Source organism: Acinetobacter sp. YH12070 (genome assembly GCF_013419625.1).
In the GTDB taxonomy this organism is placed as follows: domain Bacteria; phylum Pseudomonadota; class Gammaproteobacteria; order Pseudomonadales; family Moraxellaceae; genus Acinetobacter; species Acinetobacter amyesii.
In genome coordinates, this window is record NZ_VOZT01000007.1 from 16095 (window position 1) to 29820 (window position 13726).

Here is a 13726-nt window from a genome sequence, read left to right on the forward strand (position 1 = left end):
TAGTCCGTATAAGACTGATCAAGCTATGCTTCTGCTGAAAATTCTTTAGTTTGCTAATTGCTGATCGATGTAATTCGTCATCAGCGTGAATACTTCATCAATACTCAAAGTTGAACTATCAATGAAATAAGCATCTGGCGCAGGCTTGAGTGGAGCGACTGTGCGTTCCATATCTCGCTTATCACGCGCTTCGATATTAGCTAAAATGTCGTTTATTTTAACATCCACGCCCATAGCCTGCAACTGATTTACACGGCGCTCCGCACGGGACTGAGCAGAAGCCGTTAAATAAATCTTGGCTTGCGCATTTGGAAAAATCGTTGTTGCCATATCACGGCCATCTGCAACCAAACCAGGTACTTGGGCAAAGGCATGCTGACGTTCTAAAAGAGCAGCTCTAAGTGCAGGAATTGCAGCAACTTTTGAGGCAAACTCTCCGACTCTCTCAGTACGGATAACTTTTGAGACATCTTCACCATCTAAAAGCACCGAAACACCTGCTTCATTTGTCACAAATTGTATGTCTAAATTTGTTGCAATTTTTACGCATTCATCGAGCTTTGAGTCTAATGCATCAATTAAGTCTTGCTTATGTAATGACAATCCCAACAGACGATATAACGCACCTGAGTCGAGTAAGTGGAACTGATAATGTGCCGCAATTTTTGCTGCCAATGTTCCTTTACCTGAGCCACTTGGGCCATCAATTGTAATGATTTGAACTGTCATTGCTCTTCCACTTTTGTTTATACGGTTTTTGCAAGTTTTGAAAAACCAATTTTAATCGCTGACTTCAGTTGCGCAAGGATTAATTGACTAACGAATGGCGCACGCGCCTGTAATTCAATCGTATAAGTGACTAAAGTACGCGAGGCATCGATCGCTTCGAATTGAATCACACCCAAATGATGTTTCACCAATGGGTTTTTAATAATCTTATATTCAATGCGTTGGTTTGGCTCAAGTAAGGTAATTTGCTCTTGTAAAGGCTTCACTGGCCCAAAGCCCATACGACGTACAGAACCCACACCATCAGGACGCTCAGGATCTGCTGAATCTTTGACACGCACCACTTGAATCGGTGCAAAAGCCACGTTATAGGTCGAATGTTTTGAAAGTAAGTCAAAAACCTGCTCGACTGGTGCATTAAATTCTTTTTTTACTTGGATCGATTTCATGGTGTACCCTATTTTATTTGACAATATTAATTGTCAGTAGAGTTTACTTGATTTTTTAAATGAAGTTCAGTCAAAGTGGCTTTTTCCTGTAACTTCATCAGTCGTTTTTGTTCACGACGCATTTTAAAAAAATCACTTAATTGTTGGGAGCATTGCGCTTGCAGGCAACCATGCTCAAACTCAAAGATATGGTTATAGTAGCCTGAATTTAACAATTGACGCGAACTCACTAAAGAACCTGCTTTAGGCTCAGTCGTCGCAAATACCACGCGTTTAATTCTCGAATGTACCAAAGCACCCACACACATTGTGCAAGGCTCCAAGGTCACATATAAAGTTGCATCATCAGGTAAACGGTAATTATCGATATTTAAACAAGCTTGACGCAAAGCTTGTACTTCCGCATGCGCGGTGGGATCTTTCAAAGAAATAGGCGCATTAAACCCTGCACCTATGACTTGATTTTGACTCACAATGACTGCACCTACAGGAATTTCTTGCAATTCGGCAGCTTGCGCAGCTTGCTCGAAAGCAAGCTGCATCCAATGCTCATCACTATGTTGGTTTTGTTCAGACATCAATTAACTAAATTACACCATACTGTCTTAACAGTGCATTCCAACTGTCAATATTGGTTACAGGAGGCTCATCAGCCAGAATCCCTTTGAGGGAAAGGTCTGTACCTTTTTTCCACTCTGGGGAGAGATCTTTATCGACTAGACGGGCGCGCACACCTTCAACAAAGTCCGCATGACGAATTTTCCAATCCGAAATTTGGGTTTCTAGTTCAAACACTTCATTCCAAGAATGCACTTGCTTGCCCCACTGCCACAACAACCATGTTAATGCTGCGGTTACAGGTGAACCTTTTTGTAGATTTTCACTGGCTTGGCGTAACCAATCACTACGCGCATCACTTAAACCTATAATTGATTCATAGTCATGTTCAAAATTATGCCCACGGCACACACTTTGAATCACATCCAATGAATTTTGTAATGGCCCCGGCCCCACAGGACGATGCATACTATTTAAAGTGTCATCGATGGCACGAAAATCGCCAGCTGGATAATGATCCCAATCAATATTGATGACAGTTTCAAGTACATTATCACGCTGTGCATCACAAATATGCGTTGCCCAGCCAATACCATAAGCACCTGCTGCGGTCATAATCGAGCCGGTTAACCCAGTAAACAACCCAATGGCACCACGGTCAGCTAGGAAACGCGTCGCACCAACATCTGGATACAAACCGATATTAATCTCAGGCATTGCTAAACGTGAATAAGGTGTTACCAAACGGAAAGGTGCGGCCATAAATAGACCTAAACCACCACCCATGACATAACCTTCGCCCCAAACCAAAATCGGCTTTGCATAGTTATGCAGCAGCAAATCTAGGGCATATTCTTGTTCAAAAAATTTATTCGCCGTTTCAACTTCATCATTGACCACCAATTGTCGCAATTTGCGTACATCGCCACCTGCACAAAATGCTTTCGGTGTAGTGGAATCTAACCAAATCGCTTTAACAGCATCATCATGTTGAAAGTCCTGAAAGACTTCAAGCAACGCTGTACAGATAGATTCATCTAATGCATGAAGCGATTTTGGGCGATTCAGGCGAACAATGCGCCAGCCCTTTTTCGCTTCTTCCACAATCAGATCTGGGTGATAATTTTTTGAAACGGGAGAATAAGTCATGCGTCCAGCTGCCAGTCTATTGGCTCAATGCCATTTTGTTTAAGATAATTATTACTTTTTGAGAACACCTTACAACCAAAAAAACCACCGCGGTTTGCAGCCAAAGGAGATGGATGCGCGGCTTTTAGCACCAAGTGCTTATTTTGGTCAATGCGTTGTCCCTTACGCTGTGCATATGCCCCCCATAAAATAAAGACAATATGCTCACGTTGTTCATTTAAAACATCAATCACATGGTCTGTAAAATCTTCCCAGCCACGTTTTTGATGTGAAGTTGGTTGCCCAGCCTCAACAGTCAGTACCGCATTTAAAAGCAAAACACCTTGTTCTGCCCAGCGTGTTAAGTCCCCATGTTTTGACACAGGCACCCCAAGGTCGGTATTTAACTCATGGAAAATATTACGTAAAGAAGGTGGTAATGCAACCCCCTTTTGTACCGAAAAACTCAAGCCATGTGCCTGATTTGGCCCATGATAAGGGTCTTGGCCTAAAATCACCACCTTTACATTCGCCATAGGCGTCGTATTTAAGGCATTAAAAATCAGCGGATTCGGAGGATAAATCACTTTATCCTGTTTCATTTGTTGTATCAGAAAGTCTTTTAACTCATCCATGCGGGGGCTAAGCAGAAACTCACTTAGACCATATTTCCAGCTAGCATCAAGCTGCACTTTAGCGAGTTTTGCTTGTTGCTCTTCTGTTAAAGACATCACTGTTAACCAATCCTAATAAAACCAAATATTTACTTAAATTTTAACTTGTAAATCAACTGCAGGGTTTAAAAATTTTTGACCCTGTTTTAATTTTTCATACATCTGGGTATCGTTCCATTCCGATTGAACCTGTTCGGAAAAGACGATTTGATCTAACTGCAACAGCCCCATTTGTACATTATCGATATCTTCTAAAAAGCTTTGCGCATAGCCTGTGTCCGTCTCATGTACGATCACAGAATACACTTCAACATCACCCTCACCATTTTGAGTTTTTGTTGATTTTAGAACTTGTTGTGCCAAGTAAAAGAAGATCCGTGAAAACTGTTCTGCTGAAGGCGATACGGGTAGTTCAACCCACCGTGCGCTGAACTGTTTGCAGGCACGAATGTACTCGGCATCATCATGTTGCCAAAAACAAATCGCGTGATCAAAACTATCAAATAAGTCTTTAATTACCCCTTTGAGCAAACCGAAATCGTAAACCATTTGTCCATGGTCAAGTTTCGACGCTTTGAGTAATAATTCGACTTTATAACTGTGTCCATGAATGGAACGTTTGCAACGGTCTGACGTGCAATTACGCACGATATGCGCGTTTTCAAACTTAAATAACTTACGAATTAACATATGTCGTAATGCAATCAAATAATCTATGGGTTCTCAGAGATTATAATGCAAAAGTCTAACAAGAGGCATTAATTTTGCTGTTCAGCACAATTGGGAAAAGGCATCATGAAAATTTAGCGATATTTAAGACCTAAAATGGTGCCATACTGCGAAAAGCCACATATACATCTTTATCTTTTCGCACTAACTCACTGGTAAATTGACGCTTTCTTTCATTTAAAATAATTTCAATTTGCGCTTTAAAATAGTTCGACTGCACACCCAATTGTGAATTTAAAACTTCCCTATTTTCTGTGCTCACCTGTGCAAATGGCTCCATTGCCCATAAATCATTGATATTTTCGAAATGTTCAAATTTGGCAGCTTTTTGTTGCAAAGCTTGCTCAACTGCATTGACATCTAAACGATCATCCATAGTCGCTAACAAAAATGCAGGAGCGGTATTAATGTTTACCGTTGTTTCATGCGAGGGCAAGCTACTCACATAGGGCGCAATCAGTTTATATTGAGCACCTTCAAAACCACGGACTGATTTCAGTTCTTCCACACTATGGAATTTTGCATTTGGCGGTAGTGCCGCATTATTTAAACCACGATAGTACGCCAGCTCTGCTCCCATCGGGCCAGAGGTCTCATCATCTTCATCTTGCCAATCAATCACGGCTTGACTTAATTCTGCGGGTAAACCAACACGCTGCAATATTTTTTCAAACCATAGCTTTGCTTTGTCATTTACCACACCCTCTTCTGAAACCAAGCTATTAAGGTTAAATTTTCCAGATTCGTCTTGGAGCACACCTGCAACAGTTCCACCTTCCACTGGAAAGGCTGGCATAGGCTGAGCCCAATTTTCTTGGAGGTGATCCACCTGCCCTGCATTTTCGGCATCATTTACCAAAAGTTCAGCAAAAAATGCTTCGGCACTTTTCGCATATAACATCGATTGATTTTGGCGCATCACGTAGGCGGTGTTTTCAGAAGTATTGGCTTGTTGTTTTGCGATGGCTGCTGCAACAATAGTAGCCAAAGCTACCATCATCAGGATAGTTAACAAGGCGATGCCGCGTTGCTGTTTCATAAGCAACTCCAAACTTCAAATAACCCTACCTGACCGTTAACCATTTTTATTTTTATCCAATAAAAAATCAGTATTTAACAAACTGAATAACCATTCGTAGTTTGTCCCATCCACTGTGAGTTGCATTCTAATGCCCCGCGGTAACAGTTGAATGGTTTTTTCATTATTCAAATCTGCGGCAGCATCTGGCCAATTCTCTAACTCATTTGGATTGAGTACCGTGATTTTAAATTGTTCAACATTATCCAGTAATACACTCGAATCTGGCTGATCATGCCCCGTTTGGTTTAGATTTTTAAATTTTAGCCGATATAGTTTTTTTTCATCAGCTTTGTATTGATATTCCACTCGCTCATCAGGTGCAATGCCCTGATTTAATGGGTCAGTGACACCAGTCTTACTGAAATTAAATCGGCCATTTTGCAACACCAACGCTGGTTGAATATCTCCATTAATATTGGCAGTTAAGGGCACAGCTTGTACCGTGTCTCTGAGTATTTGCTGATGGGCATCTTGCAACTGACTGAGCCGTGCCTCATGGGTTGCGTTTCGTTCCTTCACTTTCGAGACATAATCAAAAACCTTCCAACCCAAAGCAGACAGCACTGCGAAAATAGCAATCGCAACCAAAAGCTCAACTAAGGTAAATCCCGCTTGATTCTTCATTCCTTGCTGCACAAGCACAGGCATATCTTGAGATGTACGATTTTTTCTAGTTATTATTTTCATCCAACGGAGCCTTATAGTTAAAGAACACCAAACTGCTAATCCCTGCTTCCACATCCCCTGTTTCAGCATTCATCAAACTCACTTGGATATCAATCCGTTGTACATTTGGACTAATGGTGGCTTGGGCTTTTTTGTCAATTTGCCATTGTTCGCCTTGTTCAGTGACTTGTTTAGATGCAGTACCTGTCATCCATTCACGATTGATTTCCATCTTAGCGATTTCATTCAGCGCAACGAATTGTGCTTTATTTCTTAAAATTGCGTGTGCTGTCGACTGTGTATATTGCATCGCAACATTAGACAAAGCCATTGTCGCAGTCGCAAAAATCGCCAATGCCACCATGACTTCAAGTAGCGTAAACCCTTTAGCCCGCATTGACTTTCCCTAAATGATCAATTTCGATTTCATTACCAATGGGACGTTCTTCAAAATAAAACTGTATACGCACAGGCTTTACCTCACCATTGCCCAACCAAATCAACTTAGGTGCATTGGTATTTAACAAATCATCATTATTGGCATTTTCATACTGCTGATCTAAAGGCTGAATCGTAAAAGAGACATTTTCAGGTAATACTCGGGTTTCAAAATCTTTATAGTTTTGCCATTTATTGTTCTGATTTAAAATACTATTTTCTACACGTTTTTGTTCTGGTAAATATTCTTGTACTGCATAACTCTGCGTATTGACATCAGTTCCAGCGTTTTGCTGCAAGGCCAATATCAAAGCTTGATCATTTGCATCGCGTAAAATTCGCTTCAGATCCATCACAAACACTTCGCGTGCTTGCATGGCTTTGCGTTGATCTGTCCCACCGATATTCAAAAGCACCAATGAGGCCATGATGCCCATAATCACAATCACCATCATCAATTCTACGAGGGTGAAGCCACGAACCGATGATGGTGATGCTATTTTCATAAGCAGCCTTTAAGCGAATTGAGCAACCGCATGCACTTGTTTTGGTAATGCTAAGGCTTGATCAATATAAGCAACCCTTAATGTGTCTCTTGAACCCAAATAACGCTGATAAAAACTTGAATTCAAAATTGCTGCAGCGCCATGTGTAAGTGACCAAATCGAAGCAAGATAATCACGTACTGGCATGCTACTTTGAATCGACTCCAAATAACGCTCAGTCATACGGATGATCAATCTTAGACGCTGTTTGCGTACCTGATATAGTTCACTAAACAAGTGCTGAATACCCACACCCGTTGTCGATAAACGCTCTTCAATTTGGTGAAACAACACAGTACGTTCTGGGTGATGTAAGTGATGCAACATAAAGAAAGCAAGGTGTTCAGGAAAAGCTTTATCGGTGTCTTTAATCATTTCCAATAACATGCGTTCATTACGAATAATGAGCAACATATATAGTTCATCTTTACTTTGAAAATGTTTATATAACGTCCCTTTTGCCAAGTCGAGTTCTGCCGCTAGCGCATCTAGTGTCATCCCTGCTTCGCCATTTTCCAATAGCAGCTGCTCTGCCACTTGGAAAATTAATGCCTCTCTTGCTCTAAACTGAGCTTGACGATCCATCTTCACCCTATACTCTCTTACTCTTATATCAATTCAAATTATTTACTTAAGATTGAGGAGATTTTCAAAGTTTTGCATTGTAATGAAAGCCATCTCTTCAATTGACTTATCATATACATCACTTAAGGCTTTGGCTACATAAGGAACGTATTTTGGTTCATTAGACTTTCCTCTATAGGGCATCGGTGCAAGGTATGGGCTATCTGTTTCAATCAGCACGCGATCCAGTGGCACTTGCTTGGCCACATCACGCAAATCTTGTGCATTTTTAAAAGAAACAATGCCTGAAAATGACACGTAATAACCACAATCTAAGACAGCTTTTGCCGTTTCCCAATCTTCAGTAAAACAATGCAAAATACCGTGAGTAGATTTCTCTGCACGGATAATATCCACCGTATCATGCTTTGCAGAACGAGTATGTACAACCACCGGTTTTTTCACGGCTTGCGATGCGCGAATATGGCGGGCAAAACATTCTTTTTGCTCTGCAACAAAGTCGGTACTATGAAAATAGTCCAGCCCTGTTTCACCAATCGCCCAAACCTTTTCAGGTTGTGCTAATTCAATGAGATATTCTTCTGTTGCCCGAGCCATCGTTGCAGGATCTTCACATGGGTGTACCCCAACGGAATAACCCACATCGGCATGACGTGAAGCAATTTTTGAAAGTTCGATATGGTCATCTAGATCAACCGAGATACTCATAAATTTTGAGACCCCGGCTTGACGAGCCTGATCCAATGCAAGATCTAAATTACCCTCATAAGGGCTTAAGTCAAGCATGGTTAAATGGCAATGGGTATCTACAAACACAATATGTACCTACAAGTCTTCACTGTTGTAACTACATAGTGTAACTTCTACGCCCCTCAGATTTAAGCCCTGCAAGTAAACGTTCTGCTTCTGTTTTGAAATAAACGCCTTTTTCGCCGCTTAATTGAATTCCAAAGCCTTGTGGTTTAATGCCATTTTGCTTTTGCGAAATCCAAATCACTTTTCCTGTCAAAGGAATTTTTATACTTTGTTCAGGCAAAGTCGCCAATAAGAAAACCTCATCACCCATTTTCACAGCTTGCTTTGATGGCACAAATAAACCGCCACCAACGACATAAGGCATGTAGCTCGCAAAAAGTGTTTCCACATCTGGAATATTAGCGTGAACAATCCCGCCCATACGTGGTTGCATGATGTTTCCCCTTAATTAAACATTCATCAGTTTGATACAAAGCTCATCTACGACCAGATTCCCCTGTACGTTCTGCTCAATGAACTGCTTAGACTGCTGTAATTCTGTATAAATCCCAAAGAGTGTTTCGAGCGAATATTGCTCTGCCAACACCCCAAAATCCAAATCTATATTTTTTATGGATTGATTTAGCTTGACACAAATTATATCGGACAACAAGTATTCAAACATTTGACTAAAATCACTAAAACTCAGAGCTTTATTCCACTTGGTCGCAATTGCCATCGGCATATTTTTTTGTGTCACAAGTTTTTGCCAATCTTGTAGAAACTCTTGGCGCATATTTAGCCATTCACTACTTGCCAATGAAATCGCTTGTAATGGCATTTGACTAGCTAAGTTCATGAGAACTTTGCGCTGGGTTTCACCACTATCGGGCAAATGCTGCTGTAAATATTGCTGTGATTGTTCCGGTTCAATACGATCCAATGCATAGTGCTGCATTCGACTGCGAATGGTTGCCGGCAATTTCAAATAATGCTCTGCCAATAACATAATCACAATCCGCTCGCCCGGCTCTTCCAATGTTTTCAGCAATGCATTTGATGATGCAATGTTTAATGCTTCAGCAGGCTCAATCAACACAACTCGCCAACCATCCACGGTTTGTTGTACAAAAGGCAACAAATCACGAATTTTTTCGATTTTAATTTTGGCATTTTGCTTTTTATTGTCTTCATCTGTACTGATGTGGACAAAATTTGGATGTGTATCTGACTTTAACCACTGGCAACTCCCACACTCACCACATGGCTCAGTTCGCTCATCACGTTTTTGACACAGCACCCAAGCAAGAAATTGTTTTGCAAATGCCTCTTTACCACAGCCTTTTTTGCCATACAAAAGCACGCCATGTCCCAGTTGTGGAAACCGGCTGGTTAATGTATTCCATGTATTTTTCTGCCAAGGGTACACTTGCGCCACAATTTCATTTTGCATAAATCGTTTAACCTTATTCGAAGTTCGAAACATCCATTTGGTTCAAACGATCAAGGTCAGCTTGAGTATCTACGCCCGGTGGAAGGTTCGCTTCTGCCACAGCAATGGCAATACGGTGACCATTTTCCAAAACACGTAATTGTTCAAGGCTTTCTAATTTTTCTAGTACACCCATATCCCAAGTGACATATTCTTGTAGCAGTTTTACGCGGTATGCATAAAGTCCTAAATGACGAAAGGCTTGATCATGCAAGGTTTGTTCTACTTGCTTTGCACCATCACGGTCATAAGGAATAGTCGCACGGCTGAAATACAGCGCTTGATTGTGCTTTGACATCACCACTTTGACGATGCTGTCACGTTGAAACTCATCTAGACTATGAATCGGCTCGCAGAGTGTCGACATTGAACATGTCGGCTGATCAACAAGTAATTGTGCAACTTGTTTTACCAATTGAGCAGGAAGCAAAGGTTCATCACCTTGCACATTGACAATAATGTCATCACTCGCCCAACCTTTGATGCGTGCAACTTCACTTAAACGATCTGTACCAGATGGATGTTCTGCAGAGGTCAATACCACATCAACCCCTTCCGCACGACATACTGCTGCAATACGCTCATCATCTGTAGCGATACAAAGGTCATCGAATCCTGCAACTTTTTTGGCTTGATCGACCACACGTAAAATCATCGGACGGCCATGAATTTCAAGTAAAGGCTTACCCGGTAAACGTGAACTTGAAAAACGTGCAGGAATAACAATATGTTTCATAAATTAAATGCCTTCGGGAAGTTTCAGACCCAGTTTTTTCAACTGCGCATGCAAAGTTTCATAACACGCAGGTGACAACACTGCATCTACAGGAACAACCCATATTTCTCTTTTAAAATCTGGATTATTTTTGAGGATCGCTAAAATTTTAACTGCATCTTTTTCAGTGGTAATGATGGGATTGGCATCTTCAAATTGCAAATCACTCAGTTCATATTCATAATGATCTGGGAATTCATGACATTGAAATTGATGAATCCCCATGTTTTCTAGGGTTTTATAAAATCGTTGCGGAAAACCGATACCCACTACGGCATAAAAATCTTTATTTGCATCAAATGTCGTCACAAGATCTTTATTGAGCAAATAAGGCTGCGCCGCTTCTAGGTGCATATTCAGTGGAGAACTTGGATCTGCTGAATGCTCAATGACCGTTCCACTGGCAAGGCGCTTTTTCGGTTCACGCAAATAACCTTCAGGTAATAATTTTTCATTGCCTAAACCACGGTTATTATCCAGTACGATCCACTCCAACTCGCGTTGAAGCGCCCAATGCTGCAAACCATCATCACAGATAATCAAATCCAATTCATGCTTAGATAGCAGCAACTCAATACTTTGTTGGCGATTTGGACCGACCGCCATCGGCACACCTGTAGACTGAACGATTAAGCTCGGTTCATCACCCACGATTTCAGCCGTCGAATCTAAATCCACATAGGCCGGAAATGGTCCTTGACCACCATAGCCACGACTGATCACACCAACACGCAGCTTTAAGCTATTTAAATAACTAACCAAGTGAATGAGCAAAGGGGTTTTACCACTTCCACCGACTGTGATGTTACCAATGACCATGACTGGAATGGGCGCTTTATAGCTTTGCTTTATACCTGATTGATAGAGTTTTTTATTGAGTAAAAAGCCGCCACGATAAAGCCATGACAAAGGTCTAAACACAACGAGCCACTTTGCCTGTTCATTCCAAGCATCCTGAATCAATTGTGTAAAAGACATGACTTAATTTTCCTCAAAATTACGCTGATGAAGTTGGTAATATGCACCACGTTGTGCCATCAATTCCGTATGCGAACCTTGTTCAATAATACGCCCTTTATCCATCACCACAATACAGTCTGCATTTTCAATGGTCGATAAACGATGCGCAATCACGATCGTAGTACGATCTTGCATCGCAGCGTCAAATGCTTGCTGAATGAAAAATTCAGATTCGTTATCTAGCGCACTGGTCGCTTCATCTAAAATTAAGATCGGTGCATTTTTCAAAATCGCACGAGCAATTGCAATCCGTTGACGTTGTCCACCAGACAGGTTTAACCCTTGTGCACCCAATGGCGTGTCATAACCTTGCGGTAAATCCATAATAAAATCATGTGCAAATGCAGCTTTAGCAGCAGCAATGACTTGTTCATCTGTTGCATGCTCGAGCTGACCATAAGCAATATTTTCACGCACTGTACGGTTAAACAAAACCACTTGCTGATTGACCATTGAAATCTGAGTACGCAAGCTATTGAGTTCTATGTCGTGAATATCATGCTGATCAAGCAACAATTGTCCTGATGATACCTCTTGATAACGCACCAACAGATTGACCAGTGAGGTTTTACCTGCACCTGAACGCCCAACTAATGCAATGGTTTGCCCTGCATTAACTTTTAAATTGAAGTCATGAATCGCATGGTGACCATCGGCATAGATCAAATTGACATTTTTAAATTCGACATCACCTTTTAAAGCAGGCTTCAGCGTGCCGTTATTTACTTCTTCAGGCATATCAAGCAATTCAAAAACTGAATAAGCTGCTGCCATGCCTCGTTGTAGTTTTTCGTTGACATCCGTCAAGGTTTTAATTGGCTTACTCAGCATACCTGCGGCAGTGATATACGCTACAAACTCACCCGCTGTTGTATCTTGTAAAATCTCAGGGCGTAGCGCGATATACATCACGATACTGAGCGCGATCGACATAATCAGCTGAACAATTGGGCTATTGAGTTGCTGCACCACAACCATTTTTAAGCCGCGACGCAAGTTCTCCATTGAGCTTTCATAAAAACGTTTTTGTTCATAATCTTGCCCTGCAAAGCCCTTCACTACCAAGTTGCCTTGCACTGTCTCTTGTACCACATGGTTAACATCACCCATGGTACTTTGTACTTGCATGGATAATTTACGCATGCGCTTCGACGCTTTACGGATAATCAGACCAATAATTGGGCCAAAAATCAAAATACATAGAGTTAAACGCCAGTTGGTATACAGCAAATAACCCAATAATGCGATGGTAATCAGACCCTGTTGTACAATCGTTTTCAGTGACTCAGACGATGCCGCCGTCAACTGTTCAACGTTATACATAATTTTTGCAGTGATATGACCGCTCGAATTATCTAAATAATATTGCGAAGGCAAACGCATGAGTTTTGCGAATACTTGCTGACGAATATTAAAGATTAAGTTTCGAGAAATCACTGCGGTAAAATATCCCCCCATGAACAAACCGAGTCCACGGAAGAACATCAATAAAACCACCAAGAGTGGAAATAAGGTTGTAAAGCTTTGATCTTTGTTTTGAATGGCTTCAATAATGCGTTCCAATAATTTTGCGACAGAAACTTCTGTCGCAGCATTAATACCGAAACCAAGCAAAACCAGCAGGCCGATTCCCCAAAAAGGTTTTAAATAACTTAATAGGCGTAAATAGACCTTAAAATCGTGCTTCACTAATAACCTCGAGTTGGAACTTTAGTACTGATGTTGACATTCACAAATCCAAGTTGACCTGCAACATCCATCACCCGAATCACATCTTGATGTGTTGCTTTTGCATCTGCGGCAATCACAAACATTAAATCACGACGATCATTGGCTGTCTGTTTAATTGCAGTATTCAAATCAGAAACTTCTTTACTGGCCAATGACTGACCATTGACAGAATAATGGCCTGATGAATCCACCACAACTTCAATTTTTTGATCATAGTTTTTAGGTGGAACACCTTGTGCATCTGGCAAAGTGAGGTTCATTCGACTCATCTGATTAAAGGTAGTCGAGAGCAACAAGAACACCAAAATGAACATCAAACAGTCAATCATCGGTGTGAGGTTGATATGAATATCTTCAACCTGACGACGTTTAAATTTCATGCGCAGTCTCC

18 protein-coding genes are annotated in these 13726 nt (G+C 41.1%); all 18 read right to left on the bottom strand.

The window, feature by feature from the left end; all coding sequences use genetic code 11:
• Positions 1-45: 45 nt before the first annotated feature.
• A complete protein-coding gene (cmk, locus tag FTU17_RS02970; protein WP_180134650.1) occupies positions 46-729 on the bottom strand; it encodes a (d)CMP kinase in 684 nt (227 codons plus the stop codon).
• Positions 730-746: 17 nt separating this feature from the next.
• Positions 747-1178, bottom strand: a complete 432-nt coding sequence (locus FTU17_RS02975; RefSeq protein ID WP_180134651.1) for an SRPBCC family protein — start codon at positions 1176-1178, stop codon at positions 747-749.
• A 26-nt stretch (positions 1179-1204) separates the two neighbouring features.
• Positions 1205-1756 (bottom strand): tRNA adenosine(34) deaminase TadA, encoded by a 552-nt coding sequence (tadA, locus tag FTU17_RS02980; RefSeq protein WP_180088567.1) that lies wholly within the window; start codon positions 1754-1756, stop codon positions 1205-1207.
• Positions 1757-1763: 7 nt separating this feature from the next.
• Positions 1764-2885, bottom strand: a complete 1122-nt coding sequence (locus tag FTU17_RS02985; RefSeq protein WP_180134652.1) for an enoyl-CoA hydratase/isomerase family protein — start codon at positions 2883-2885, stop codon at positions 1764-1766.
• Complete coding sequence (gene ung / locus FTU17_RS02990) at positions 2882-3595, bottom strand: uracil-DNA glycosylase (protein WP_180026951.1); 714 nt, start codon at positions 3593-3595, stop codon at positions 2882-2884. Before ung ends, FTU17_RS02985 begins: the two co-directional genes overlap by 4 nt.
• Before the next feature lie 36 nt (positions 3596-3631).
• Entirely contained in the window at positions 3632-4228 is a 597-nt protein-coding gene (locus FTU17_RS02995; protein ID WP_180040238.1) for a 6-carboxytetrahydropterin synthase, read from the bottom strand.
• A 130-nt stretch (positions 4229-4358) separates the two neighbouring features.
• Positions 4359-5306 (bottom strand): type II secretion system minor pseudopilin GspK, encoded by a 948-nt coding sequence (gene gspK / locus FTU17_RS03000; RefSeq protein ID WP_180106252.1) that lies wholly within the window; start codon positions 5304-5306, stop codon positions 4359-4361.
• Positions 5307-5342: 36 nt separating this feature from the next.
• Positions 5343-5972 (bottom strand): type II secretion system minor pseudopilin GspJ, encoded by a 630-nt coding sequence (gene gspJ, locus FTU17_RS03005; RefSeq protein ID WP_078193724.1) that lies wholly within the window; start codon positions 5970-5972, stop codon positions 5343-5345.
• Positions 5973-6018: 46 nt separating this feature from the next.
• Positions 6019-6411, bottom strand: a complete 393-nt coding sequence (gspI, locus tag FTU17_RS03010; protein WP_180022530.1) for a type II secretion system minor pseudopilin GspI — start codon at positions 6409-6411, stop codon at positions 6019-6021.
• Positions 6401-6958 carry a type II secretion system protein gene (locus FTU17_RS03015; protein WP_180134653.1) on the bottom strand — a complete coding sequence of 186 codons (558 nt, stop codon included), beginning with the start codon at positions 6956-6958 and terminating at the stop codon, positions 6401-6403. Before FTU17_RS03015 ends, gspI begins: the two co-directional genes overlap by 11 nt.
• A gap of 9 nt (positions 6959-6967) precedes the next feature.
• Positions 6968-7582, bottom strand: coding sequence for a TetR/AcrR family transcriptional regulator (locus FTU17_RS03020; RefSeq protein WP_168378896.1), 615 nt, complete (start codon positions 7580-7582; stop codon positions 6968-6970).
• A gap of 42 nt (positions 7583-7624) precedes the next feature.
• A complete protein-coding gene (locus FTU17_RS03025; protein ID WP_180022528.1) occupies positions 7625-8398 on the bottom strand; it encodes a TatD family hydrolase in 774 nt (257 codons plus the stop codon).
• Positions 8399-8429: 31 nt separating this feature from the next.
• Entirely contained in the window at positions 8430-8771 is a 342-nt protein-coding gene (locus FTU17_RS03030) for a PilZ domain-containing protein (RefSeq protein WP_111885061.1), read from the bottom strand.
• 15 nt (positions 8772-8786) lie between these two features.
• The gene (locus FTU17_RS03035) at positions 8787-9770 is read right to left on the bottom strand and encodes a DNA polymerase III subunit delta' (RefSeq protein WP_180108746.1); all 984 of its coding nucleotides are present in this window, start codon (positions 9768-9770) and stop codon (positions 8787-8789) included.
• A 13-nt stretch (positions 9771-9783) separates the two neighbouring features.
• The gene (gene kdsB / locus FTU17_RS03040; RefSeq protein ID WP_180134654.1) at positions 9784-10545 is read right to left on the bottom strand and encodes a 3-deoxy-manno-octulosonate cytidylyltransferase; all 762 of its coding nucleotides are present in this window, start codon (positions 10543-10545) and stop codon (positions 9784-9786) included.
• Positions 10546-10548: 3 nt separating this feature from the next.
• Positions 10549-11562: a tetraacyldisaccharide 4'-kinase gene (gene lpxK / locus FTU17_RS03045; RefSeq protein ID WP_180134655.1), complete on the bottom strand. Its 1014-nt coding sequence runs from the start codon at positions 11560-11562 to the stop codon at positions 10549-10551.
• Between the two features lie 3 nt (positions 11563-11565).
• Complete coding sequence (msbA, locus tag FTU17_RS03050; protein WP_180088550.1) at positions 11566-13293, bottom strand: lipid A export permease/ATP-binding protein MsbA; 1728 nt, start codon at positions 13291-13293, stop codon at positions 11566-11568.
• Positions 13293-13715, bottom strand: coding sequence for a biopolymer transporter ExbD (locus FTU17_RS03055; protein WP_180010301.1), 423 nt, complete (start codon positions 13713-13715; stop codon positions 13293-13295). Before FTU17_RS03055 ends, msbA begins: the two co-directional genes overlap by 1 nt.
• Positions 13716-13726: the final 11 nt, after the last annotated feature.

Coding starts and splice junctions, on each gene's coding strand:
- cmk (WP_180134650.1), bottom strand. CDS start 729: ATGACAGTTCAAATCATTACAATTGATGGCCCAAGTGGCTCAGGTAAA.
- FTU17_RS02975 (WP_180134651.1), bottom strand. CDS start 1,178: ATGAAATCGATCCAAGTAAAAAAAGAATTTAATGCACCAGTCGAGCAG.
- tadA (WP_180088567.1), bottom strand. CDS start 1,756: ATGTCTGAACAAAACCAACATAGTGATGAGCATTGGATGCAGCTTGCT.
- FTU17_RS02985 (WP_180134652.1), bottom strand. CDS start 2,885: ATGACTTATTCTCCCGTTTCAAAAAATTATCACCCAGATCTGATTGTG.
- ung (WP_180026951.1), bottom strand. CDS start 3,595: ATGTCTTTAACAGAAGAGCAACAAGCAAAACTCGCTAAAGTGCAGCTT.
- FTU17_RS02995 (WP_180040238.1), bottom strand. CDS start 4,228: ATGTTAATTCGTAAGTTATTTAAGTTTGAAAACGCGCATATCGTGCGT.
- gspK (WP_180106252.1), bottom strand. CDS start 5,306: ATGAAACAGCAACGCGGCATCGCCTTGTTAACTATCCTGATGATGGTA.
- gspJ (WP_078193724.1), bottom strand. CDS start 5,972: ATGAAGAATCAAGCGGGATTTACCTTAGTTGAGCTTTTGGTTGCGATT.
- gspI (WP_180022530.1), bottom strand. CDS start 6,411: ATGCGGGCTAAAGGGTTTACGCTACTTGAAGTCATGGTGGCATTGGCG.
- FTU17_RS03015 (WP_180134653.1), bottom strand. CDS start 6,958: ATGAAAATAGCATCACCATCATCGGTTCGTGGCTTCACCCTCGTAGAA.
- FTU17_RS03020 (WP_168378896.1), bottom strand. CDS start 7,582: ATGGATCGTCAAGCTCAGTTTAGAGCAAGAGAGGCATTAATTTTCCAA.
- FTU17_RS03030 (WP_111885061.1), bottom strand. CDS start 8,771: ATGCAACCACGTATGGGCGGGATTGTTCACGCTAATATTCCAGATGTG.
- FTU17_RS03035 (WP_180108746.1), bottom strand. CDS start 9,770: ATGCAAAATGAAATTGTGGCGCAAGTGTACCCTTGGCAGAAAAATACA.
- kdsB (WP_180134654.1), bottom strand. CDS start 10,545: ATGAAACATATTGTTATTCCTGCACGTTTTTCAAGTTCACGTTTACCG.
- lpxK (WP_180134655.1), bottom strand. CDS start 11,562: ATGTCTTTTACACAATTGATTCAGGATGCTTGGAATGAACAGGCAAAG.
- FTU17_RS03055 (WP_180010301.1), bottom strand. CDS start 13,715: ATGAAATTTAAACGTCGTCAGGTTGAAGATATTCATATCAACCTCACA.